The organism is Stenotrophomonas sp. 62841_Sma, from assembly GCF_056482945.1.
Map to the genome: position 1 here is coordinate 3,470,956 of NZ_CM151224.1, position 21,609 is coordinate 3,492,564.

At 67.8% G+C, this 21,609-nt stretch carries 21 protein-coding genes; 14 read left to right on the top strand and 7 right to left on the bottom strand.

Features of this window, described 5'->3' with window-relative positions; translation table 11 throughout:
- Positions 1-4: 4 nt before the first annotated feature.
- Positions 5-1,321 carry a hypothetical protein gene (locus ACZK5G_RS16400; protein WP_478464098.1) on the bottom strand — a complete coding sequence of 439 codons (1,317 nt, stop codon included), beginning with the start codon at positions 1,319-1,321 and terminating at the stop codon, positions 5-7.
- A gap of 76 nt (positions 1,322-1,397) precedes the next feature.
- On the opposite strand from ACZK5G_RS16400, the gene ACZK5G_RS16405 reads away from it, so the two are divergent.
- The 9 genes from ACZK5G_RS16405 to rnfB all read left to right on the top strand — a co-directional run bounded on the left by ACZK5G_RS16405 (position 1,398) and on the right by rnfB (position 10,328).
- A complete protein-coding gene (locus ACZK5G_RS16405; protein WP_005414135.1) occupies positions 1,398-2,093 on the top strand; it encodes a DUF502 domain-containing protein in 696 nt (231 codons plus the stop codon).
- Positions 2,090-2,875, top strand: a complete 786-nt coding sequence (locus ACZK5G_RS16410; RefSeq protein ID WP_049437362.1) for a queuosine precursor transporter — start codon at positions 2,090-2,092, stop codon at positions 2,873-2,875. Before ACZK5G_RS16405 ends, ACZK5G_RS16410 begins: the two co-directional genes overlap by 4 nt.
- A 94-nt stretch (positions 2,876-2,969) precedes the next feature.
- A complete protein-coding gene (locus ACZK5G_RS16415) occupies positions 2,970-4,910 on the top strand; it encodes a DUF885 domain-containing protein (protein ID WP_478464099.1) in 1,941 nt (646 codons plus the stop codon).
- 16 nt (positions 4,911-4,926) lie between these two features.
- Positions 4,927-5,997: a serine hydrolase domain-containing protein gene (locus tag ACZK5G_RS16420; protein WP_478464101.1), complete on the top strand. Its 1,071-nt coding sequence runs from the start codon at positions 4,927-4,929 to the stop codon at positions 5,995-5,997.
- A complete protein-coding gene (gloA2, locus tag ACZK5G_RS16425; RefSeq protein ID WP_049463208.1) occupies positions 5,994-6,398 on the top strand; it encodes an SMU1112c/YaeR family gloxylase I-like metalloprotein in 405 nt (134 codons plus the stop codon). The genes ACZK5G_RS16420 and gloA2 overlap by 4 nt, the downstream gene beginning before the upstream one ends.
- Before the next feature lie 196 nt (positions 6,399-6,594).
- Positions 6,595-7,038, top strand: a complete 444-nt coding sequence (locus tag ACZK5G_RS16430; RefSeq protein WP_032130402.1) for a DUF2147 domain-containing protein — start codon at positions 6,595-6,597, stop codon at positions 7,036-7,038.
- A 102-nt stretch (positions 7,039-7,140) separates the two neighbouring features.
- The gene (gene metG, locus ACZK5G_RS16435; RefSeq protein WP_478464103.1) at positions 7,141-9,222 is read left to right on the top strand and encodes a methionine--tRNA ligase; all 2,082 of its coding nucleotides are present in this window, start codon (positions 7,141-7,143) and stop codon (positions 9,220-9,222) included.
- Positions 9,223-9,298: 76 nt separating this feature from the next.
- Positions 9,299-9,889, top strand: a complete 591-nt coding sequence (locus tag ACZK5G_RS16440; RefSeq protein WP_049463206.1) for an HAD family hydrolase — start codon at positions 9,299-9,301, stop codon at positions 9,887-9,889.
- A gap of 25 nt (positions 9,890-9,914) precedes the next feature.
- Positions 9,915-10,328 (top strand): Rnf electron transport complex subunit RnfB, encoded by a 414-nt coding sequence (gene rnfB / locus ACZK5G_RS16445; RefSeq protein WP_080291848.1) that lies wholly within the window; start codon positions 9,915-9,917, stop codon positions 10,326-10,328.
- A 151-nt stretch (positions 10,329-10,479) separates the two neighbouring features.
- On the opposite strand, the gene ACZK5G_RS16450 is transcribed toward rnfB, so the two are convergent.
- Entirely contained in the window at positions 10,480-10,827 is a 348-nt protein-coding gene (locus ACZK5G_RS16450) for a RidA family protein (protein ID WP_005410556.1), read from the bottom strand.
- Positions 10,828-11,019: 192 nt separating this feature from the next.
- On the opposite strand from ACZK5G_RS16450, the gene mprF reads away from it, so the two are divergent.
- On the top strand, positions 11,020-13,584 hold the full coding sequence (gene mprF, locus ACZK5G_RS16455) for a bifunctional lysylphosphatidylglycerol flippase/synthetase MprF (protein ID WP_478464104.1): 2,565 nt from the start codon (positions 11,020-11,022) through the stop codon (positions 13,582-13,584).
- Between the two features lie 1,150 nt (positions 13,585-14,734).
- Here mprF and ACZK5G_RS16460 read toward each other — a convergent pair.
- The 4 genes from ACZK5G_RS16460 to ACZK5G_RS16475 form a co-directional block, all read right to left on the bottom strand.
- Positions 14,735-16,081, bottom strand: a complete 1,347-nt coding sequence (locus ACZK5G_RS16460) for a virulence factor family protein (protein ID WP_478464106.1) — start codon at positions 16,079-16,081, stop codon at positions 14,735-14,737.
- A 78-nt stretch (positions 16,082-16,159) separates the two neighbouring features.
- Entirely contained in the window at positions 16,160-16,777 is a 618-nt protein-coding gene (locus ACZK5G_RS16465) for a DUF998 domain-containing protein (RefSeq protein ID WP_032130397.1), read from the bottom strand.
- Entirely contained in the window at positions 16,774-16,947 is a 174-nt protein-coding gene (locus ACZK5G_RS16470; protein ID WP_049398321.1) for an oxidoreductase-like domain-containing protein, read from the bottom strand. Before ACZK5G_RS16470 ends, ACZK5G_RS16465 begins: the two co-directional genes overlap by 4 nt.
- 50 nt (positions 16,948-16,997) lie before the next feature.
- Complete coding sequence (locus ACZK5G_RS16475) at positions 16,998-17,600, bottom strand: HD domain-containing protein (protein WP_478464108.1); 603 nt, start codon at positions 17,598-17,600, stop codon at positions 16,998-17,000.
- 228 nt (positions 17,601-17,828) lie between these two features.
- Here ACZK5G_RS16475 and ACZK5G_RS16480 point away from each other — a divergent pair, with 228 nt between their 5' ends.
- Positions 17,829-18,983, top strand: a complete 1,155-nt coding sequence (locus ACZK5G_RS16480) for a tetratricopeptide repeat protein (protein WP_478464109.1) — start codon at positions 17,829-17,831, stop codon at positions 18,981-18,983.
- Positions 18,984-18,989: 6 nt separating this feature from the next.
- Here ACZK5G_RS16480 and ACZK5G_RS16485 read toward each other — a convergent pair whose 3' ends face one another.
- Entirely contained in the window at positions 18,990-19,325 is a 336-nt protein-coding gene (locus ACZK5G_RS16485) for a zinc ribbon domain-containing protein YjdM (RefSeq protein ID WP_010482882.1), read from the bottom strand.
- Positions 19,326-19,517: 192 nt separating this feature from the next.
- Here ACZK5G_RS16485 and ACZK5G_RS16490 point away from each other — a divergent pair, with 192 nt between their 5' ends.
- The 3 genes from ACZK5G_RS16490 (at position 19,518) to ACZK5G_RS16500 (ending at position 21,596) form a co-directional block, all read left to right on the top strand.
- Positions 19,518-20,879, top strand: coding sequence for an Hsp70 family protein (locus tag ACZK5G_RS16490; RefSeq protein WP_032129362.1), 1,362 nt, complete (start codon positions 19,518-19,520; stop codon positions 20,877-20,879).
- A gap of 271 nt (positions 20,880-21,150) precedes the next feature.
- Positions 21,151-21,402: a YkgJ family cysteine cluster protein gene (locus ACZK5G_RS16495; protein WP_005410565.1), complete on the top strand. Its 252-nt coding sequence runs from the start codon at positions 21,151-21,153 to the stop codon at positions 21,400-21,402.
- An 11-nt stretch (positions 21,403-21,413) separates the two neighbouring features.
- Positions 21,414-21,596 carry a hypothetical protein gene (locus ACZK5G_RS16500; RefSeq protein ID WP_005410566.1) on the top strand — a complete coding sequence of 61 codons (183 nt, stop codon included), beginning with the start codon at positions 21,414-21,416 and terminating at the stop codon, positions 21,594-21,596.
- The last annotated feature ends 13 nt before the right edge of the window (positions 21,597-21,609 follow it).

Consider the following 21,609-nt stretch of genomic DNA (forward strand, 5'->3'; position numbering starts at 1 on the left):
CGCTTCAGTCGCGTCCCGCAGCAGTCGAAGCCGATTCCTTCTGCAACGGCACCGACAGCCACGGGTTCTCTTCAGCGCTGCGCGCTGGACAGCGACGCGGCACCTGCAGGTGGCGGCCGTCGGCCGACAGCTGCGGCGCCCGCACCGGCGAGCGGAACTGCACCGGCAGCCTCTGCAGTGCGTCCACCGGATCATCCGTCTGCTGCCGCAGCCAACGCTGCGCCCCCAGCAGCCGCACCATCGCCGCAGCATCCTGTGGCCGTGACGAATAGGCAGGATAGATCGGCGCGGCGATATCGGTCAGCACGCAGCCCATGACGTTCGACAGGCAGCCGAAGTCATGCTGCGGTGGCGCCGGCACTGGCAACGGGCGATCCGCTTCCAGCGCCGATGTGGCTGCCGCGCCACAGGCCCAGCCGAGATTGCCGGCCACGCGGGCCAGGGTGCTGCTGCGATCCAGCACCAGCACGCCGCCGAACTCCCGCGCCGATGTCTCGATCGCCGCCCGGCTCATCGCGTACTCACCCTGCATGGCACGGCACAGGCTCTGTTCCTCGGCCCGCAGCGGCTGCATGGCCTGTTCGCACTCCACCGGCAAGGGGTGGTCGGCCGGCAGTTCGACCAGCATGTCGGCCAGCAGCTGGGCATTGGCCTGCACCAGGCTGGCACCGATGATGCTCTCGACCAGATAGCTGCTGCCGGGCAACAGCCGCCGGCCCAGTTGCAAGCCACGGCAGGCACCTCGCAGGGCACCGTCGATATCGCCCTGCACGTACGCCAGCGCGCGTGCACTGGTGGCGTCCATCACCACGCCATAGGTCGGCAACGGAACCAGAACGCCCTCGCCCTTCGGCGGGAACGGCGACATGAAGTAGTCCGCTTCGGCCAGCTGATCCAGCCGCGCATGCAACTGCTGGTGCCCAGCATGGGCCTCCACGAAGCGTTGCGGGTCCGCGCGGACCTGGGCGAGGCAGCCGCTGGCGGCCGGCCCGCAACTGGCACCGGGCCGCGAGCGCAGCTCGGCATGGTTGGCCACCAGGTGTGTCTGGCCGCCGCTGCTGCCCCGCAGGTCGGCCTCCCAACGGCGCACGTCCTCGGCCAACGCCTGCTCGCGCTGGCGGGCATCCAGATCGTCGAACGGCAGCGTCCACAACAGGGCATAACCGTTGTGGCCGGTCGCCGGCAGGCGTGCTTCCAGTCGCTGCTGCGCCTGCAGCCGCGATTCGGGCACCGGCCACATGCGCGAGGCGCACCACACCACGATGGCCAGCACCAGCAGGCCTGCCAGGGTCCAGCCCAGTCCGCGCAGAATCTTCAACACAGCTTCCCTTCCATGTGCCGTTGCCGCAGTCGATTCCCCAGCGTAATCGACCGGCAGTGACCGCTACAATGCGCGCATGTCGCTCGAAGCCCCCGCCCTGGTCCCCCGCCCCTCCCTGCAGCGCCTGTTCCTGACCGGCCTGCTCACCCTGCTGCCGATCTGGCTGACCTGGGTCGTGGTCAAGTTCGTGTTCGTGCTGCTGTCGGGCATTTCCAGCCCCTTGGTGGTACCGCTGTCCGAGCAGATCGCGACAAGCTTCCCGCACTACCTCGGCTGGGTCCGCGCCGAATGGATCCAGGACACCATCGCCCTGCTGGCCACCCTGCTGGTGATCCTGGCGGTGGGCGTGGCCAGCCGCCGCGTGCTCGGCCAACGCCTGCTGCGCTGGGTGGGCGCGGTCATCAAGCGCATTCCGCTGGCCAGCATCATCTACGACAGCGCAAAGAAGCTGCTGGACATGCTGCAGACCGAACCGGGCAGCACCCAGCGCGTGGTGCTGATCGACTTCCCGCACCGCGACATGAAATCGGTCGGACTGGTCACCCGCGTGATCAAGGAACACGGCACCGACCGTGAGCTGGCCGCGGTGTATGTACCGACCACGCCGAACCCGACCTCGGGCTATCTGGAAATCGTGCCGGTGGAACTGCTGACCCCGACTGACTGGACCGTCGACCAGGCCATGAGCTTCATCATTTCCGGCGGCGCCGTCGCACCGTCCAGCGTGCCGTTCACCCGCGCCGGCGAACGCACCGGCGAACGCACCGAATGACCCCGGCGCCGATCGAGCGCCCGCTGCAGGACCGCGCGGTCCTGCTGTTCATCGTGCTGGCCGCGTTCTTCTGCGGCAATGCGGTGCTGGCCGAGCTGATCGGGGTGAAGATCTTCGCGTTGGAAGACACCCTGGGCATCGCCCCGCTGAACTGGAACCTGTTCGGCCAGACCGGCTCGCTCAGCTTCACCGCCGGTACCCTGCTGTGGCCGGTGGTGTTCATCATGACCGACACCATCAACGAGTTTTTCGGCAAGCGCGGCGTGCGCTTCATCTCGTGGCTGGCGGTGGTGCTGATCGGCTACGGTTTCCTGTTCGCCTTCGCGGCCATTTCGCTGGCGCCGGCCAGCTGGTGGGTCACGTCGATGGATGGCCACGGTGTGCCCGACTACCAGGCCGCGTTCGCAGCCGTGTTCGGCCAGGGCATGTGGACCATCGCCGGTTCGCTGGTGGCCTTCCTCCTTGGCCAGCTGATCGACGTGGCGGTGTTCCACCGCATCCGCCAGGCCACCGGCGAACGCCACGTGTGGCTGCGTGCGACCGGATCGACCGCGATCTCGCAGGTGGTGGACAGCTTCGTGGTGATCTGGATCGCCTTCGTGCTGGGCCCGCAGCACTGGCCGACCTCGCTGTTCCTGGCGGTCAGCAGTGTCAACTACATCTACAAGATGGGCTTTGCGATCGCCCTGATTCCGTTGCTGTACCTGATGCGGCGTGCCATCACCCGCTATCTGGGTGCCGAGCGAGCCGCATCGTTGCGCGCCGCCGCTGCGGCTGACTGAAGCCCCAGCAACAAAAAGCTGACTGCGCCTTCACGCTGGCCGTACGCGGCCGGATCGTGCAAGCTCCACGGTCTGTGTTCCACGGAAGCTCCTGATGCCGCATCCCACCCGCGCCCTGGCCGCCGCCATCGCCGCGTTGTTCCTGTTCAGCGCCGTGCCGTCGGCCGAAGCAGCGAAAAAGAAGGCCAGCCGCCCTGCCGCCGCGCAGACCCGCCAGGCCGCCAAGCCCAAGGCCCGGCCTGCCCGCGCTACCGCGCCGGCCCGTGGCAGTTCGGCGCGCCGCGCCACGCCGCGTCCGGTCGCACCGGCCCGCGCCGTACCCAAGCAGGTGCAGCTGGAGCGCCTGTATGACGAATACTGGGATGCCTCGATGCGGTTGAATCCGCTGCAGGCAACCTTCCAGGGCGAGGCCCGCTACAACGACCAGCTGCCCAACATCCTGTCCGCCGCGTGGCGCCAGCAATCGCACGACTTCACCACCGAGTGGCTGGGCAAGGTCGAGAAACTCGGCAGCGACGGCCTGCAGGGCCAGGACCTGCTCAGCTACGAGATCTTCGTGCGCGACGCGCGCGCTTCGCTGGCCGCCGAGTGCTACCCGAGCTGGATGATGCCGATCAGCCAGTACTACAACGTCGGCAGCATCATGGCGATCCTCGGTGCAGGTGCCGGCGCGCAGCCGTTCAACACCGTACAGGACTACGACACCTGGTCGCGCCGTTCGCTGGGCATTCCCGAGCTGTTCGACCAGGCCATCGACAACATGCGCCAGGGCATGAAGGCCGGCGTGGTGCAGCCACGCGACCTGATGGAAAAAGTGCTGCCGCAGCTGGATGCAGTGATCAAGCCGACCGCTGAAGAGAGCATCTTCTGGTCGCCGATCCGCACCATGCCCAACACCATCGCGGCCGAGGACAAGGCGCGCATCAGCGCCGAATACAAGCGCATGATCGAACTGCGCATCATGCCGGCCTACCGCGCCCTGCGCGGCTTCATCGCCACCGAATACCTGCCCGCCACGCGTGCCAGCAGTGGCCTCGGCGCGCTGCCCGATGGCCAGGCCTGGTACGCCAACCTGATCGTGCAGACCACGGCCAGCGACCAGACCGCCGCGCAGCTGCACGCGCTGGGCGAACAGCGCGTGCAGGAACTGCAGGCGCAGATCGCCACGGTGATGAAGGACGCCAAGCTGCGCGGCACGCCGGCCAAGCTGCTGCGCAGCATGCGTAACGACCGCCAGTTCCAGTACGGCGACGCCAATGCGTTGATCAACCGCTATCGCCAGGTGCAGCAGCAGGTCAACGCACGCCTGCCGCAGGTGCTCGATACCCTGCCCAAGTCCACGCTGGACGTGCGCGCGGTGGAACCGGAGCGTGCACTGACCGCCGCAGCAGCGGCCTACCAGCCGTCTGCGGCCGGGCAACCGGGCGTGCTGTACGTGAACACCCGCGACCTGGCCAGCCGCAAGCGCTGGAACGTGCCGGTGCAGTACCTGCATGAAGCGATCCCCGGCCACCACGTGCAACTGGGCCTGCAGCAGGAGCTGGCCAAGCTGCCGCGCTTCCGCCGCCTGGGTGGCGATCTCGCCTTCGTCGAAGGCTGGGGCCTGTATGCCGAAACACTGGGTGAGAACCTGGGCATCTACACCGATCCCTACGATCGCATCGGCTACCTGTATTCGCGCCTGCTGCGCGCTGCCCGCGTGGTGGCCGACACCGGCGTGAACGCCCAGGGCTGGAGCAAGCAGCAGGCCGTGGCATACCTGCAGAAGACCGTGGACATGAGCAGCGATGACGCCAACGCCGAAGTCGAGCGGATCATGGCCCAGCCCGGCCAGGCGCTGTCCAACGTGGCCGGCCTGACCACCATTGTCGCCCTGCGCGACAAGGCCAAGGCACGCCAGGGTGCCGCCTTCGACCTGCGCCGCTTCCACGCCGAACTGCTGAAGGATGGCTCGATGCCGCTGGACGTGCTGGACCGCAAGATGGAGCGCTGGATGGCGCAGCCGGCCAGCGCCACGCCCGCGCCTTCACCCTGACCCCTCCGGAGCCGCCATGCGCCCTGCCATCGCCCTGTTCGCCGCCGTGCTGGGCCTGCTGCCGCTGGCCACCTCCGCCGCACCGGTGCTGACCCCACCGGATGCGGGCATCGACGGCCTGATGCAGGCCTACGACGGCCAGGTGCCCGGCGCCGCTGTGCTGGTGCTGCATGACGGGCAACCGGTGTTCCGCCGCGGCTACGGCCTGGCGGTGCTGGAAGACGGCACCGCAGTCACCCCGGCCAGCAACTTCCGGCTGGCCTCGGTCAGCAAGCAGTTCACCGCTGCGGCGGTACTGCTGCTGGTGGAGGATGGCCGGCTTGGGCTCGACCAGCCGGCCCGGCAGTGGCTGCCCGAGTTGCCGCCGGCTGCAGCGGCCATCACGATCCGCCAGCTGCTCTCGCACACCAGCGGCCTGCTCGACTACGAAGACCTGATGGACCCGGCGGACACACGGCAGGTACACGATGCCGATGTGCTGGCCCTGCTGTCGCGCCAGGACCGGCTGAACTTCGCACCGGGCACGCAGTACCGCTACAGCAACAGCGGCTATGCACTGTTGGCAATGATCGTCGGCCGCGCCTCCGGCCAGGATTTCGCCGCCTTCCTGCAGCAGCGCGTCTTCGCGCCGCTGGGCATGGCCCACACCGTGGCCCACCAGGACGGTGTCGATACGGTGCCAGCACGTGCCTATGGCTACAGCTGGATCGACGGTCGCTGGCAACGCACCGACCAGAGCACCACCAGCGCCGTGCTCGGCGATGGCGGCATCTATTCCTCGCTGGACGACCTGGCCCGCTGGGATGCGGCGCTGTACGACGACCGCCTGCTGTCGAAGGCCTCGCGCCGCGCGATGTTCAGCCCGGCCACGTCGACGCCTGAAGCCGACGTGCCGCACTACGGCTTCGGCTGGCGCCTGAACGGGCCGGTGCAATGGCACAGCGGCGAGAGCATCGGTTTCCGCAACGTGATCGTGCGCCATCCGGAAAAGCACCTGACCGTGATCGTGCTGACCAACCGCAACGACCCCGAACCCTATCCGCTGGCGCTGAAGATCGCCCAGCGCTGGCTGGACACCCTGCAATGACCCGCGATGCCGACGCCCTGCTGGGCATCCACCACGCCGCACTGATCTGCAGCGACTACGCACGCTCGAAGGACTTCTACGTGCGCATCCTCGGCCTGCGCGTGCTGGCCGAGAACCACCGTGCCGCGCGCGATTCCTGGAAGCTGGACCTGGCCCTGCCCGACGGTGGCCAGCTGGAACTGTTCTCCTTCCCCTCGCCGCCGCCCCGTCCCAGCCGCCCGGAAGCCCAGGGCCTGCGCCACCTCGCGTTCCGCGTCGCCCGGCTGGAACCCTTCATCCAGCGTCTGGCTGCGCATGGCGTGGTGTGCGAACCGATCCGCGTGGACGAATACACCGGCCGCCGCTTCACCTTCTTCGCCGACCCCGACGACCTGCCGCTGGAGCTGTACGAAGTCGGTTGAGCGTTCTTCAATCGAGATTCATCCACGCATGGCGTGGATCTACCGTGTCGACCAAGGTCGACACCTACCAACAGCCGCAGAAATCTGTCAGAGGCGGGGCGCAGCCCTGCAAAGCCCCCCTTCCCCATACCCCGCCGAATGGGTATACAGTCGACCCATGCCGGCAGCGTGCCGGAATGAACCCTGGGAGGGGACCATGCGCAACACCTTCAAGACCCTGCTGCTGGCACTGCCGCTGTGCCTGGCCGCCCTGTCGGCACAGGCCGCCGACGGCGCCGCCGGCCGCTGGAAGACCATCGACGACAAGACCGGCAAGGTGAAGTCGATCGTCGAGATCAGCCAGGCCGCCAACGGCACGCTGACCGGCAAGGTGGTCGACATCCTGCACTCGGACAAGGGCCCGAACCCGGTCTGCGACGGCTGTGAAGGCGCCAACAAGAACAAGCCGGTGAAGGGCATGACCATCCTCTGGAACCTGAAGGCCGACGGCGCCAACAAGTGGTCCGGCGGCACCATCCTCGACCCGGCCAACGGCAAGACCTACAAGTCGAAGATGGAGCTGCAGCCGGGTGGCACCAAGCTGGACGTGTCCGGCTGCATCGCCTTCATCTGCCGCGCGCAGACCTGGCAGCGCGAGTAAGCCCCCAGGCCCGCGCCGTACCCCCGTGACCCGGCCCCGGCCGGGTCACCTCGTTGCAGGCATGCGATAATCTGCGGTTCCCCTCGGCTGCACCCCGCGACCATGACCCGTACCGCGCTCGTCACCACCGCCCTGCCCTACGCCAACGGCCCGCTCCACCTGGGCCACCTGGTCGGCTACATCCAGGCCGACATCTGGGTGCGTGCGCGGCGAATGAGTGGCGGCAAGGCCTGGTTCGTCTGCGCCGACGATACCCACGGCACGCCGATCATGCTGGCCGCGGAGAAGGCCGGGGTCACCCCGGAAACCTTCATCGCCAACATCCAGGCCAGTCACGAACGTGACTTCGCCGCCTTCGGCGTGGCCTTCGATCACTACGACTCGACCAATTCGGCGGCCAACCAGGCGCTGACCGAGCAGTTCTACCTGAAGCTGGAAGCGGCCGGCCACATCAGCCGCCGCTCGGTGGCGCAGTTCTACGACCCGGCCAAGGGCATGTTCCTGCCCGACCGCTACGTCAAGGGCATCTGCCCGAACTGCGGCAGCCCCGACCAGTACGGCGACAACTGCGAAGTCTGCGGCGCCACCTATGCGCCGACCGACCTGAAGGAGCCGCGTTCGGTCATCTCCGGTGCCACGCCGGAAATGCGCGATTCGGAGCACTTCTTCTTCGAGGTGGGCCACTTCGATGCATTCCTGCGCGAATGGCTGGCCGGCGATGTCGCCCTGCCGGGCGTGAAGGCCAAGCTGGGTGAGTGGCTCAATGCCGAAGGTGGCCTGCGCGCGTGGGACATCTCGCGCGACGCACCGTACTTCGGTTTCCAGATTCCGGGCCAGCCGGGCAAGTACTTCTACGTCTGGCTGGATGCGCCGATCGGCTACCTGTCCAGCTTCCAGACCCTGTGCGGCAAGCTCGGCGAAGACTTCGAAGCGCACCTGCGCGCCGGCACCGCCACCGAGCTGCACCACTTCATCGGCAAGGACATCGTCAACTTCCACGGCCTGTTCTGGCCGGCGGTGCTGCATGGCACCGGCCACCGCGCGCCAACCCGCTTGCACGTCAACGGCTACCTGACCGTAGACGGCGCCAAGATGAGCAAATCGCGCGGCACCTTCGTGATGGCGCGTACCTTCCTCGACGCCGGCCTGGAGCCGGAAGCGCTGCGCTACTACTACGCCGCCAAGTCCGGCGGTGGCGTCGACGATCTCGACCTGAACCTGGGTGACTTCATCGCCCGCGTCAACGCCGACCTGGTCGGCAAGTTCGTCAACCTGGCCAGCCGCTGCGCCGGCTTCATCAGCAAGCGTTTCGACGGCCAGCTGGCCGCACAGCTGCCCGATGCGGCGCAGTACCAGCGCTTCGTCGACGGCCTGGCGCCGATCCGTGAAGCCTACGAGCGCAACGATCCGGCCGCGGCGATCCGCCTGACCATGACCCTGGCCGACGAAGCCAACCGCTACATCGACGACGTCAAGCCGTGGGTGATCGCCAAGCAGGATGGCGCCGACGCGCAGCTGCAGGCCGTGTGCAGCCAGGGCCTGAACCTGTTCCGCGTGCTGGTCACCGCCTTGAAGCCGGTGCTGCCGGCCACCGCTGCGCAGGCCGAGGCCTTCCTGGCCGCGCCGGTGACCGACTGGACCGAACTGGCGCAGCCGCTGCTGGGCCACCGCATCACCGAGTACACCCCGCTGTTCACCCGTATCGACCCGAAGAAGATTGACGCCATGATCGACGCCTCCAAGGACACCCTGCAGCCGGCCGCCGCTGCCGCCCCCGCCGCCAAGACCGACGCCGCCAAGCCGGCCGCACCGGCACCGGCCAAGGACGAAGCCAAGGGTGCCGATGCTCCGGCCTACATCGGCATCGACGATTTCGCCAAGCTCGACCTGCGCATCGGCAAGGTGCTGGTCTGCGAGTTCGTGGAAGGTTCTGACAAGCTGCTGCGCTTCGAACTGGACGCCGGCGAGCTGGGCAAGCGCCAGATCTTCTCCGGCATCCGCGCCAGCTACGGCGAGCCGGAGAAGCTGGTCGGCCGCAGTGTGGTGTTCATCGCCAACCTGGCCCCGCGCAAGATGCGCTTCGGCCTGAGCGAAGGCATGATCCTGTCGGCCGGTTTCGACGGCGGCGCGCTGGCGCTGCTGGACGCCGACAGCGGCGCGCAGCCGGGCATGCCGGTCCGCTGATGCCCGCAGCGGGCGTGGTTGCGGCCACGCCCGCCGGCAGCACCGGCCTCGGGGCAACGCGATGGGAGGCAACGGAATGGAACTGGCGCTGTTCGACTTCGACCACACCGTGACCACCTGCGATACCTATGGCCGTTTCCTGCGCCGCGTGGCCACGGCCGAACAGCTGGCACAGGCGTGGTGGAAGGTCGGCCCGTGGCTGGCCGCGTACAAGCTGAAGCTGATCTCGGCCGAGCGCATCCGCGCGCGCGTCACCCGTTTGACCTTCAGCGACCGCCACAGCGATGACATCGCCACGCTGGCCGCCGGCTTCTCGCGTGAGTTCCTGCCCGACGTGGTGCGCCCGGAAATGCTGGAGCAGATCCGCTGGCACAAGGAACAGCAGCACACCGTGGTGATCGTGTCCGGCTCGCTGGACCTGTATCTGCGGCCGTGGTGCGAACAGCTGGGCCTGCAGTTGATCTGCAACCGGCTGGAGAGCCAGGACGGCCGTCTCACAGGTCGCTATGCCGGTGGCGACTGTGGCCCGCGCAAGGTCGAGCACATCCGCCGCCAGTTCGATCTGTCACGCTACGTGCGCATCCATGCCTACGGTGACAGTTCCGAAGACAAGCCGATGCTGGCGCTGGCCCACGAGCGCTGGTTCCGTGGCAAACCCTTGAAGTAACCCCAACGCGCAGCCTTCGCCACGCATGAGCCTGATTCCTCCCCTGACCGAACGCCTCGACCGCCTGCTGCCGCAGACCCAATGCGGGCAATGCGGCTACGACGGCTGCCGCCCGTACGCGCAGGCCATGGCGCGCGGCGAGGCAGGCGTGGACCGCTGCCCGCCGGGCGGCGACGCTGGCGCGCGCGCACTGGCGCAGGTACTGGACGTACCCGCCATTCCGTTTGATCGTTCGCGCGGCGAGCACAAGGCGCCGCAGGTGGCATTGATCGTGGAAGCCGACTGCATCGGCTGCACCAAGTGCATCCAGGCCTGCCCGGTGGATGCCATCGTCGGTGGCGCCAAGTACATGCACACGGTCATTGCCGATCTGTGCACCGGTTGCGAGCTGTGCATTCCACCGTGCCCGGTGGACTGCATCGAGCTGGTGCCAACGTAGCCACCAGACCAACCGGCAGTGGAGCGGCGGGGTAGAGTCGACTGTTAGTCGACTGCTCTTCGTTCCGGCGGCGCAAAACCCCGCGCTGCGCGCGATAGTCGACTAACCGTCGACTCTACCCTCCGCTGGTGGGACCTGACCTTGCCTGCCGCTACGGTACCGCCGCCGTCACTACGATCTCGACCTTCCAGTCAGCGTGGGCCAGCTTGGCCTCGACCGTGGCACGCGCCGGGGTCGCACCCTCGACCACCCACTCATCCCACGCCTTGTTCATGCCGTCGAAGTCGGCCATGTCGGCCAGGAACACCTCGGCGCGCAGCACGTGCTGGCGGTCACTGGCGACCAACGCCAGCAGCTTGTCGATTTCTGCCAGCACCTGCCGGGTCTGGCCGGTGATGTCCTGGCTGGTGTCTTCCGGAATCTGGCCGGAGAGATAGGCGACCTTGTTGTATACGGTCATTTCGGACATGCGCGGTCCGACGTCGTAACGCTCCATCATGGGCGTGGCTCCTGCGGTTGATCAGGCCTGCATTGTCCTCCAAACCGGTCGACGGTGGGTGCACGGGCATCCTCCGCGACACGTCACTACCGGACTCCGACGGTCCCACTGGTCAAATGACGATGACAGGCGCACGATGCGCCACGCCCGCGTTGACACCGCCCTCGCCCCTCCTGCCGCACCCTTGCGCCGATGACCGCCCCCGTCGATTCCACCACTGCCTCTTCCACGCCAACCTGGAAGCGGGTTGCCACCATCGTCATCCCCCTGCTGATCCTCGCCCTGGCCCTGCACGGCCTGGCCAACGAGTTCGACGAGCACGGCTATCGCGCCATCCGCCAGGCGTTCCGGCAGCTCAGCGGCACGCAGATCGCGCTCACCGTGGTACTCGGCCTGGCCAGTTACGCCTGCCTGATCGGTTTCGATGCCATCGGCCTGCGTCGCAGCGGCATCCGCGTGCACCCCGCGCGCGTCGGCATCACCGCCTTCCTTGCGCACACGCTGGGCCAGACCGTGGGTTTTGCCGCGTTGACCGGCGGCGCGGTACGCCTGCGCGGCTACCGCAGCGCCGGCCTGGACCTGGCGCAGATCGGCCAGGTGGTGCTGATGAGTACGCTCGGTTTCGTGTTCGGTGCATGGCTGCTGATCAGTGTGGCGCTGTGCATGGAACCGGCTGCCGCAGCCTTGGCGCTGCCGCTGGATCCCAATGCGGTACGTATCGTCGGCATCGTCGCGTTGCTCGCCTATCTCGGCACCGTGCTGCTGGTCGGCCGCGAAGGACGGCAGTTCAGTGTGTTCGGTCATGCCTTGTGGCTGCCCGACCGCCGCACCATGATCGGTGTCACCGTCCTCAGCGTCATCGAGCTGGTGCTGGCCAGTGCCGCGTTCTACGTGCTGCTGCCGGACTCCACGCCGACCGGCCTGCCGGGCTTCGTCGGCCTGTACCTGGTGGCAGTGCTGGCCGGCCTGGTCTCGACGGTTCCCGCGGGCCTGGGCGTATTCGAATGGAGCCTGTTGAAGCTGTTGCCACAGGTGGCACCGGCTGCGGTGCTGGCGGCTGCACTGATCTACCGCGTCACCTACTACGTACTGCCGCTGGTGCTGGCCACGCTCCTCGCGCTCGCGCCGGCACTGCGTCAGCCGCTGCAGGCCAGTGCCGGCGCAACCCGCGCCGGCTGGAACGCGCTGCGCCCGTGGCTGCCGCAGATCATCGCGCTGGCGGTGTTCAGCATCGGCGCCGCGCTGGTCATCGACGGCACGCTGCCGACGCCTCGCCGTCACCTGGTCAATGCCTCGCTGCCGATCCTGGAAACATCCCATCTGATCGGCAGCCTCAGCGGCGTTGCACTGCTGCTGATCGGCCAGGGCCTGGCCCGGCGCAGCCATGCGGCGTGGATGCTGGCGATGGTGGTGTGCGTGGTCACCCCGTTGCCGTTGTGGCTGCGTGGTGGCCAGCTGTTGATCGCGGTCTCGGCAGTGCTGGTGGCGATGGCACTGTGGGCCGCACGCCGCGAGTTCTACCGCCAGGGTGCCCTGCTGGACGAAGCCTGGTCGTGGCCGTGGCTGCGCAATCTCGGCCTGGTGCTGGTGGCGGTCACCTGGCTGCTGTTCTTCACTTACAGCCACGTCGAGTACCAGAACGAGCTGTGGTGGCAGTTCGCGGTGTCCGGCAACGCGCCGCGCGCGCTGCGTGCCTTGCTGGTGGTGGCCATCGCGCTGGTGATGTTCGGCCTGGCGCGGTTGCTGCACAGCACGCGCAGCCCGCTGCAACCCGCCGATGAGGCCACGCTGCAGTCGCTGGCGCCGGTACTGGCCGGTGCCACCGATACCCAGGCCTGCCTGGTACTGACCGCCGACAAGGCGGTGCTGCGCGATGACGCGAAACAGGGCTTCGTGATGATGCAACGCTACGGCGGTTCGCTGATCGCGATGGGCGATCCGGTCGGCCCGCCTGACGTGGCGCGCGCGTTGATCTGGCGCTTCCGCGAGGAAGCCGACCGGCTGGGCCTGCGCCCGGTGTTCTACCAGGTGGGCGAGACCTACTGGCAGACCTACCTCGACCTGGGCCTGGGCCTGGTCAAGCTGGGCGAGGAAGCGATGGTGCCGCTGCATGACTTCGGCCTGGAAGGCCGCGAACGCGCCGATCTGCGCCAAGCCTGGAACCGGGGCAAGCGCGGTGGCCTGTCCTTCCGCGTGGCACCGGTGGAGGAAATTCCCAGCCTGCTGCCGCGCCTGCACGCAATTTCCAACGCATGGCTGGAAGACAAGGCCGGCGATGAGAAGGGCTTCTCGCTGGGCAGCTACGACCCGGATTACCTGGTGCGCTTCCCGGTGGCGCTGGTCGAGGCCGAGGGCCAGATCGTGGCGTTCGCCAACCTGTGGCAGGCACCGGCCGGCGCCGAGCTGTCGGTCGACCTGATGCGCCACGTCAACGAAGCACCGAAGGGCACGATGGACTTCCTCTTCATCGAACTGTTCCTGTGGGGCCGCGCGCAGGGCTATGCGCGTTTCTCGCTGGGCATGGCACCGTTGTCCGGGCTGGCACAGCATCGGCTGGCCGGTCGCTGGAACCGACTGGCCGGCCTGCTGGCGCGGCACGGCGAACGCTTCTACGGATTCAGTGGCCTGCGCCGCTTCAAATCGAAGTTCGATCCGCAGTGGCGGCCGCGCTATCTCGCCGCGCCCGGCGGCATGCATCTGCCGGCCGCGCTGCTGGATGCCACGCGCCTGATCTCGCTGGATCCGCGGCGGAATTGAAGCCGCGATCCGCCAGGCATGACCCGGCGCTACCTGCCACCCGGTAGGTGTCGACCTTGGTCGACACGCTCATCCCGCGGCACCTTCAGCCCCGGCGCCGACCAAGGTCGGCGTCTACCAACAGCCGTCGAGCGTGGCTCGACGCTACATGCGCCTGGTAGGTGTCGACCTTGGTGGACACGCTCATTCCACGGCACCTTCAGCCCCGGCGCCGACCAAGGTCGGCGTCTACCAACAGCCGTCGAGCGTGGCTCGACGCTACATGCGCCTGGTAGGTGTCGACCTTGGTCGACACGCTCATCCCGCGGCGCCTTCAGCCCCGGCGCCGACCAAGGTCGGCGTCTACCAACAGCCGTCGAGCGTGGCTCGACGCTACATGCGCCTGGTAGGTGTCGACCTTGGTCGACACGCTCATCCCGCGGCGCCTTCAGCCCCAGCGCCGACCAAGGTCGGCGTCTACCAACAGCTGTCGAGCGTGGCTCGACGCTACATGCGCCTGGTAGGTGTCGACCTTGGTCGACACGCTCATTCCGCAGCGCCTTCAGCCCCAGCGCCGACCAAGGTCGGCGTCTACCAACAGCCGTCGAGCGTGGCTCGACGCTACATGCGCCCGGTAGGTGTCGACCTTGGTCGACACGCTCATTCCACGGCACCTTCAGCCCCGACGCCGACCAAGGTCGGCGTCTACCAACAGCCGTCGAGCGTGGCTCGACGCTACATGCGCCTGGTAGGTGTCGACCTTGGTCGACACGCTCATCCCGCGGTGCCTTCAGCCCCAGCGCCGACCAAGGTCGGCGTCTACCGACAGCCGTCGGGCGTGGCTCGACGCTACATGCGCCTGGTAGGTGTCGACCTTGGTCGACACGCTCATCCCGCGGCGCCTTCAGCCCCAGCGCCGACCAAGGTTGGCGTCTACCAACAGCCGTCGAGCGTGACTCGACGCTACATGCGCCGGGTAGGTGTCGACCTTGGTCGACACGCTCATTCCACGGCACCTTCAGCCCCAGCGCCGACCAAGGTTGGCGTCTACCAGCAGCCGTCGAGCGTGGCTCGACGCTACATGCGCCTGGTAGGTGTCGACCTTGGTCGACACGCTCATCCCGCGGCGCCTTCAGCCCCAGCGCCGACCAAGGTCGGCGTCTACCAAACGCTACACCCCACCCTTCAGGATCACTTCGGCGAGGCGGTCGTAATCGCCACCGAAATGGTGATCGCCCGGCAGCTCCACCTTCCTCACGCCGTCATTGGCCGGCAGATCCGGGCACAGCGCGTCCTCATCCTTGTCGCCGTACACGCACAGCGTTTTTTCCGCCGGCAGCCTGGCCACTTCCGGTGCGATCGGCAGGCCGTCGCCGCCACCGCCCAGCCAGTTGCTGACATGGAATTCGAAGTCGGCCTTCCTGCCCACCGACAGCAGCACGATGCGCTCCAGCGCCTCACGGGTGCCAGCGTCGAGCTGGTTGATGGTGGCCGGCAGCACGTCGGCGCCCTGCGAGAAGCCGATCAACATCACCTTGTCGCGGTGCCATTGCTGGCGGTAGTGGTCGATGATCTTCTGCAGGTCGCCCGCAAAGCCCTTCGGTGTGCGCTCGCTCCAGAAGTAGCGCAGCGAATCGATGCCGACGACCGCCACGCCATGCTCGTTGAGTGACGACGCCACGTTCTTGTCCAGGCCAGCCCAGCCACCGTCACCGGAGACGAACACCGCCAGCGTATCGCCGCTGCCAGTCGCCGGCATTTCCACCACGGGCAGGCCCTTCAGTGCAGCAGGCGGCGGTGCCAGGCTGACGCCGGCCTGCGCGCCGATCACCCGTGCCGCAGCCACCAGGCCCGGTGACGCATCACCGCGCGCGGTGCGCTTGAACTCGCGTGCCATCGCGACCTGCTGCACGAACGCGCTGGCCTGGCCGACCTTGCAGCCGCGGTCACCGGCCGCGCTCAACCACGGAAAATTCAGTTCGGCCGGCTGCAGCCTGTCGTGCTTCACACCATCGCCGCAGACCATGCGCTGGTGGTTGTGGTCCGGGCAGAAGCCGGTGGTCAGTACACCGGCAAACACCTGGGTATCGGCCTGCGCTGCCAGCGAATAGGCCATCTCGGCACCTTCGCCATCACCGCCGACCAGCGGCAGGTGGTAGCCGGGCAGATGCAGCGAGGCCTGCAGCCAACGTGAGAAATTCTCGACGTCACCGGAACCGAACGAACAGGTCGGGTCCCCCTCGCGCTTGAGCACACCGCGCAGGTGCGCAATGTCCACTGCCGCGACCAGCGCGCCATCGGCACGCAGGGCCTCGATCGGCAGGCGGCTGGTGTCACCACCGGCCGTGGGTTCGTGGAACCAGATCACCACCCGTTGCGGCGTGCCGGATGGCATGTGCACCGGAATCTGCTCGAACCGCCCATGGCTGAACTGCTGCGGGGTCACGGCCGCCGTTGCCGGCAGCGCGGCCAGCGCCAGTACCACACCCATTGCCCTGCCCAGCCCTGCACGCTTCATATCGCATCCCCGATGGAATGCGCACACGATACGCCGCCGCCGCGTGCACGGCACGTACCGGCGCAGGCCGTTGGGGATTCAGTGGGCTGCGGCCCGACGGCTGCGACGGTACAGCGCCATCGCCAGATACAGCAGCCAGCCAACGATCACCGCGATCACCACTTTCTGTCCCAGCCCACGCGGTGGACCACCACGCCACAGCACATGCAGCCACAGCAGCACAAAGGCCAGCCATGCCCAGCCCCAGAGCAGGCCCGCAGCGGACTGCCAACCCGGTTCGCGGCGCAGATACCAGGCCTGCAGCAGCATGCCGACGCTGGCACACAGGAACGCCGTGTTGGCTGCCAGCCCATGGATGAACGGTGCCAGCAGCGGTGTTGCTTCAGGCAGCCAGCTGTCGCCGATGGCGACCGTCGCCAGGCCCAGCGCGGAAACCGTGAACAGCAATGGTGCGGCCGCACTGCGCCGCGGGCCGATGCTGCCGCGATACAGCGCAATGCCAAGCGCCGCAATGGCCAGCGCCAGCAGGCAGTAGGCAGCGCGCAATGCCAGCCCCCACGGCCCGTGCAGGTACAGGCTCAAGGTCGCCCGCACCCAGTCCAGATCACTGCGCGCGACCTGGGTCCACAGCGCGGTGGCCACGAACAGCACCAGTGCCACCAGCGCCAGCACCGCCGCCGGGCGTGCACGGCTCATGGTGCGGCCTCTGGATGCCGCGTCTTCCACTCGGCCAGCGCCTTGCGGTAGCGCTGCAGCTCATCGGAATACAGGTCCAGCACACACAGCGGGCAACCACTGCCGCAGCATTCGTTGGGGCCGGGTTCTTCCGGTGGCAGCGGGCGGGGATCGGGATCAGGGACGGACACGGTCGGAAACGGCAATCATTGGAAACAGGTCACCAGTGTACCGGGCCGGCTCAAACGCCCAGCTGACGTCGCAGGTTGTCACGGGCGGCCGCGTCCAGGCGCTGATGGAAGAACTCGCTGAGGAAGATCCGCGGAGCGCGCAGCAGGCCCTGCAGGAAGCGGCGACGGCCGGCACGGTACAGGAAGCCCGGCACCACCCCTTTGTATTCTTCGGCCACGCCACGGTCATAGGCAGCGAACACCGGTTCCGGCGCGGCCAGGATCGCCATGTCGCAGTCCAGGAACAGCGCCGCCTCGGCATCCACATCCTCCGGACCAAGCGCGCCGTGGCGGGCGGTCAGCAGGATCAATTGCTCCACGCGAGCGGCGTCGACAGTGGCAAGCTCTGGCGCCTGTGTGATCGCCTGCAGAGCCAGCTGCGCCGAACGCGCCTCATTGTCCTTGCGCCCCGCCTGGTAGATCGCATCGTGATAGAGCACGGCCAGATAGATCTCGGCCGGATGCTTCCAGCCGGGGCCATCGGCGACCTCCTGGCAGTGCTGCAGCACCGCGCGCACATGGCCGAAGTGGTGGTAGGCCCGTGGCGGCGTTGCATAGCTGTCCTGCAGCGCCTGCCACTGCGCCGGGGCAAGCGTCAGCGGTGAGAAGTCCATGACCGGATCATCCCGCCTGTGCCGGCGCCGGGCAAGCTGGCGGTTTTTTCACCACGCACTCACAACGCTTGCCGGGCGGGGCCCGGAGCCAGTTGTCCACAGCTTTGTCGAGCGCTGGTCCACACCGGTTGTGGATGAACGCGGCGCCGACCAACGGTCGCTGCAGCCGGACATCCATGGGCATACACTCGCCACAGGCGGGAGCGCCCGCCGCTGCCGGGAACCGTCATGTACCGTTCTGCCGCCCATTGCCTCACTCTTTCGCTGCTGGCCTTCTGTGCTCCTGCCTTCGGCGAAGGCCAGGCACCGCCCGCCGATGTGGTGACGACCCCGACCATCACCGTGTCGGCCGCACGTGTGCCGACCCCGGAAGAAGTGTTCGCCATTCCCGCGGACCTGCGCGCGATGCTCCAGAAGCAGGTGATCCAGCGCAGCTACTCCCGCGACCAGCGGCTGCAGGCGCTCGTGGAGATGATCTTCGACCAGCACGGGCTGGACCTGCAGTACGACGCCAATGCGACCTACACCGTCAGCGATATCTGGCAGCACCGCCGCGCCAACTGCCTGGCCTTCACCCTGCTGTTCGTGACGCTTGCGCGGGAGGCTGGCATCCAGGCCCGCGTGCAGGAAGTCGGGCAGGTGGTGTCCTGGTACCAGGACCAGGATGCGGGCGTGGTCTACAGCGTCGGCCACGTCAACGCCGGTGTCGACGTCGGTGGGCGCTTCGGTACCGTCGATCTGGACCGCAATGTGCTCTATGACCGCCGCGGGCCGGTTCCCGTCAGCCGTGCGCGGGCGTTGGCGCATTTCTACAACAACCGGGGTGCGGAGCGCCTCGCCGACGGTGATTTCGTCGGCGCGCGTGCATTCTTCGACGCGTCCCTGGCTCAGGACAGCGGGTTCGCTCCGGTGTGGAACAACCTCGGCGTGCTCGACCACCGCGAAGGCAACAACGAGGCGGCGCGGCAGGCGCTGGACCGATCGCTGCAGCTGGAAGGCCGCCAGGATGCCGCACTGACCAATGCCTCCGCGCTGTTCCGCAGCCTGGGCTTGACCGCGCAGGCACAGTCACTTGAGCGCCGGTTGAAGTCGGTGCAGCGCGAAGACCCGTTCGCGCAGTACATGTTCGGCGCCAAGGCCGAACGTGCCGGCCAGCTGGACCAGGCGATCCGCTATTACCGGCAGGCCGTGCGCCTGTATGACACCGCGCATCAGTTCCACTTCGGGTTGGCACGCGTCTATTTCCTGGCTGGCCAGCTCAAGCGCGCCGATCGCGAACTGCTGCGTGCGCAGGAACTGGGGGGCGCGCCGGAGCAGGCGCGCTACCAGGCCAAGCTGGACAGCCTGGCCCGCTGGCGCGCGCAGCAGCAGGCCAAGCGCTGAAGGCGATCAGGCCTTCTTGAGGAAGCAGGTCTTCAGGACCAGGCCCTTGATCTTGTCCGAGTTGCCTTCGATGTGCTCGGCGTCATCCTCGACCAGGCGGATGTTGCGGATCACGGTGCCCTGCTTGAGCGGGATCGAGGAGCCTTTGACCTTCAGGTCCTTGATCACGGTGACGGTGTCGCCGGCCTGCAGGGTGTTGCCGTTGCTGTCACGCACGACCAGGGTGGAACCGGCGCTTTCCTCGGCGGTCCATTCGAAACCGCAGTCGGCGCAGATCCACAGCGCACCATCGGCGTAGGTGTTTTCCAGGGTGCACTGCGGGCAGGCGGGGGCAGAAGACATCAGCAAGTACCTCAAAGTGAATCAACAGCCGCCATTGTAACCGCCTGGCTCCCTGCCCTTTTCCGGCCAGCGCCCGGCGGCTCGCATGACCCGATCCGGAACCCCCACCCAGAACAGAAGGCCGCAGGAACTTGCAGTCGGCGACGAACTGCAGCAGAGTGCGCGGCCCCTGATCGCCCCCCGGAACTCCCCATGCGCCTCGGCATCGACTTCGGTACCAGCAACTCCGCCGCCGCCATCGTGCATGAGGGGAAACTGCTGCCGATCCGCTTCGGCGACGCCGAGCAGTTCCGCACCAGCGTGTACTTCCCTGGCGTGGTGCCCGACCCGGACGACTTCCAGCTCGACGCCGGCCAGGAACACGAGCTGCAGCAGATGATCGACAGCGCCGCGCGCGCGGCCCGCGCCGCCGGCCAGGAACGCACGCCGCAGGCGCTGCGCCGCGAAGCCCTGCGCGCACTGCGCCGGGAATGGATGGAAGCCCGCGCCGGCAAGGAGCGCAGCGCCAGCGACCTGCTGCAGAACGCGGTCTACGGCGACGACGCGCTGGAAGCCTATTTCGAGGAACACGAAGGCAACCTGGTGCAGAGCCCGAAGTCGATGCTGGGATACAACCTGCACCCGCGCGCGAAGCAGACCATCACCGGCATCGCCGCGCACATCCTCGAGCACATCCGCCTGACCGCCAGCGCCCAGCTTGGCCAGCCGCTGCGTGCCGCCCTGCTCGGCCGCCCGGTGCAGTTCCGCAGCTCGATCGGCGCGGCCGGCAACGATCAGGCACTGGACATCCTGCGCGAAGCCGCCACCCAGGCCGGTTTCGACCAGATCGATTTCCTCGAGGAACCGGCCGCGGCGGCCATGCATTACCACGCCGAAAGCCGCGAGCGGCACCAGGCGGTGATCGTTGACATCGGCGGCGGTACCACCGATATCGCCCACGCCGAGGTTGGTGGCGATGCTGCGCCGCGCATCCACCGCGCCTGGGGTATCGCCCGTGGCGGTACCGACATCGATCTGGCGCTGAGCCTGTCCAGCTACATGCCGCTGTTCGGCCGCGGCATCACCCGCGTGCCCGCCCACCACTACGTGGAAGCCGCCACCGTGCAGGACATGACGCGCCAGCGCGACTTCCGCCAGCACAAATACGACCATGTCGACGAACCGTGGGGCGCGCGCCTGCAGGCCCTGCAGGACACCGGCAACACCGCCCGCCTGTACCGCGATGTCGAACGCGCCAAGATTGCCCTCAGCGCCGCCAGCGAACACCGCAGCACGCTGGACTACATCGCCCGCGACCTGCATGCCGACAGCAGCGCCGACGGCCTGGCCGCCGCCGCCCATGGCTACCTGGAGCAGATCCGCGAGCTGCTGGCCCAGGTCCGCAGCGACATCGGCGGCGACCCGGACGCGGTGTTCCTGACCGGTGGCATGTCCCGTGCCGGCTACCTGCGCCAGGCCGTGGCCGAGGCCTTCCCGGGGGCCCGCATGGTCCACGGCGAGCCCTCGCTGGGCGTGGTCCAGGGCCTTGCGCTGGCGGCAGCCAGCCAGGATTAACAAAACGTTACGCGGCCTAAGTTACTCTTGGTCGGCTAGAACCACGCTGCACCTTCCGCCGGCCACGCCGGTGTGTGTCCACAGTGCAGCCTGGCCCGCCCCGCGGGCCTAGCGGCCATGCCTTCCTGGCTCGTTCATGGTCCGCGCAGCACCTGAGCCGCCATCGAGACCCGCTTTGGGCACCCGCCAGGCCCCTGTGGCCTTACAACCTGACGCAGCACCTGCACCCATCGACTGCCGCCGTTGTGACGCGGTCTGTTGCCGGCTGCCCGTGCTGCTGCAGCCCGGCGACCACGTGCCCGGCCAGTTCCTGTCACGCGACACCCACGGCCGTGCCGTGATGGCGCGCAACGAGGAAGGCTGGTGCGCAGCGATCGATCCCTATCACCTGCGCTGCACGATCTATTCGCAGCGCCCGGCGATCTGCCGCCAGTTTTCGATGGGCGGCGATGACTGCCGCCGCGAGCGGCAGGACTACCTGCGCCAGGCCGATGCCTGGGCGCTTTCCTCCCCTTCCACCTGACAGGAGCAACCATGCCCCGCAAGGCAAAGACCCCCGCGAAGGCCAGCAACAGCATCCGCAGCGAACGCAAGGGCGCGGCCGCCAGCACTGTGGTCAGCAGCGATTCGATCGCTTCGGACCTGGCAGCGTTCCGCAAGGCCGGTGGCAAGATCGAAGTCCTCGGCACCACCTGGGCGCTGAAGAAAGCCAGCTGACCCAGTACCGTCC

What these genes read in the sequence shown, in the direction of transcription:
- ACZK5G_RS16405 (WP_005414135.1), top strand. Translation starts at nt 1,398, where the DNA reads ATGTCGCTCGAAGCCCCCGCCCTGGTCCCCCGCCCCTCCCTGCAGCGC.
- ACZK5G_RS16410 (WP_049437362.1), top strand. Translation starts at nt 2,090, where the DNA reads ATGACCCCGGCGCCGATCGAGCGCCCGCTGCAGGACCGCGCGGTCCTG.
- ACZK5G_RS16415 (WP_478464099.1), top strand. Translation starts at nt 2,970, where the DNA reads ATGCCGCATCCCACCCGCGCCCTGGCCGCCGCCATCGCCGCGTTGTTC.
- ACZK5G_RS16420 (WP_478464101.1), top strand. Translation starts at nt 4,927, where the DNA reads ATGCGCCCTGCCATCGCCCTGTTCGCCGCCGTGCTGGGCCTGCTGCCG.
- gloA2 (WP_049463208.1), top strand. Translation starts at nt 5,994, where the DNA reads ATGACCCGCGATGCCGACGCCCTGCTGGGCATCCACCACGCCGCACTG.
- ACZK5G_RS16430 (WP_032130402.1), top strand. Translation starts at nt 6,595, where the DNA reads ATGCGCAACACCTTCAAGACCCTGCTGCTGGCACTGCCGCTGTGCCTG.
- metG (WP_478464103.1), top strand. Translation starts at nt 7,141, where the DNA reads ATGACCCGTACCGCGCTCGTCACCACCGCCCTGCCCTACGCCAACGGC.
- ACZK5G_RS16440 (WP_049463206.1), top strand. Translation starts at nt 9,299, where the DNA reads ATGGAACTGGCGCTGTTCGACTTCGACCACACCGTGACCACCTGCGAT.
- rnfB (WP_080291848.1), top strand. Translation starts at nt 9,915, where the DNA reads ATGAGCCTGATTCCTCCCCTGACCGAACGCCTCGACCGCCTGCTGCCG.
- ACZK5G_RS16450 (WP_005410556.1), bottom strand. Translation starts at nt 10,827, where the DNA reads ATGATGGAGCGTTACGACGTCGGACCGCGCATGTCCGAAATGACCGTA.
- mprF (WP_478464104.1), top strand. Translation starts at nt 11,020, where the DNA reads ATGACCGCCCCCGTCGATTCCACCACTGCCTCTTCCACGCCAACCTGG.
- ACZK5G_RS16460 (WP_478464106.1), bottom strand. Translation starts at nt 16,081, where the DNA reads ATGAAGCGTGCAGGGCTGGGCAGGGCAATGGGTGTGGTACTGGCGCTG.
- ACZK5G_RS16465 (WP_032130397.1), bottom strand. Translation starts at nt 16,777, where the DNA reads ATGAGCCGTGCACGCCCGGCGGCGGTGCTGGCGCTGGTGGCACTGGTG.
- ACZK5G_RS16475 (WP_478464108.1), bottom strand. Translation starts at nt 17,600, where the DNA reads ATGGACTTCTCACCGCTGACGCTTGCCCCGGCGCAGTGGCAGGCGCTG.
- ACZK5G_RS16480 (WP_478464109.1), top strand. Translation starts at nt 17,829, where the DNA reads ATGTACCGTTCTGCCGCCCATTGCCTCACTCTTTCGCTGCTGGCCTTC.
- ACZK5G_RS16485 (WP_010482882.1), bottom strand. Translation starts at nt 19,325, where the DNA reads ATGTCTTCTGCCCCCGCCTGCCCGCAGTGCACCCTGGAAAACACCTAC.
- ACZK5G_RS16490 (WP_032129362.1), top strand. Translation starts at nt 19,518, where the DNA reads ATGCGCCTCGGCATCGACTTCGGTACCAGCAACTCCGCCGCCGCCATC.
- ACZK5G_RS16500 (WP_005410566.1), top strand. Translation starts at nt 21,414, where the DNA reads ATGCCCCGCAAGGCAAAGACCCCCGCGAAGGCCAGCAACAGCATCCGC.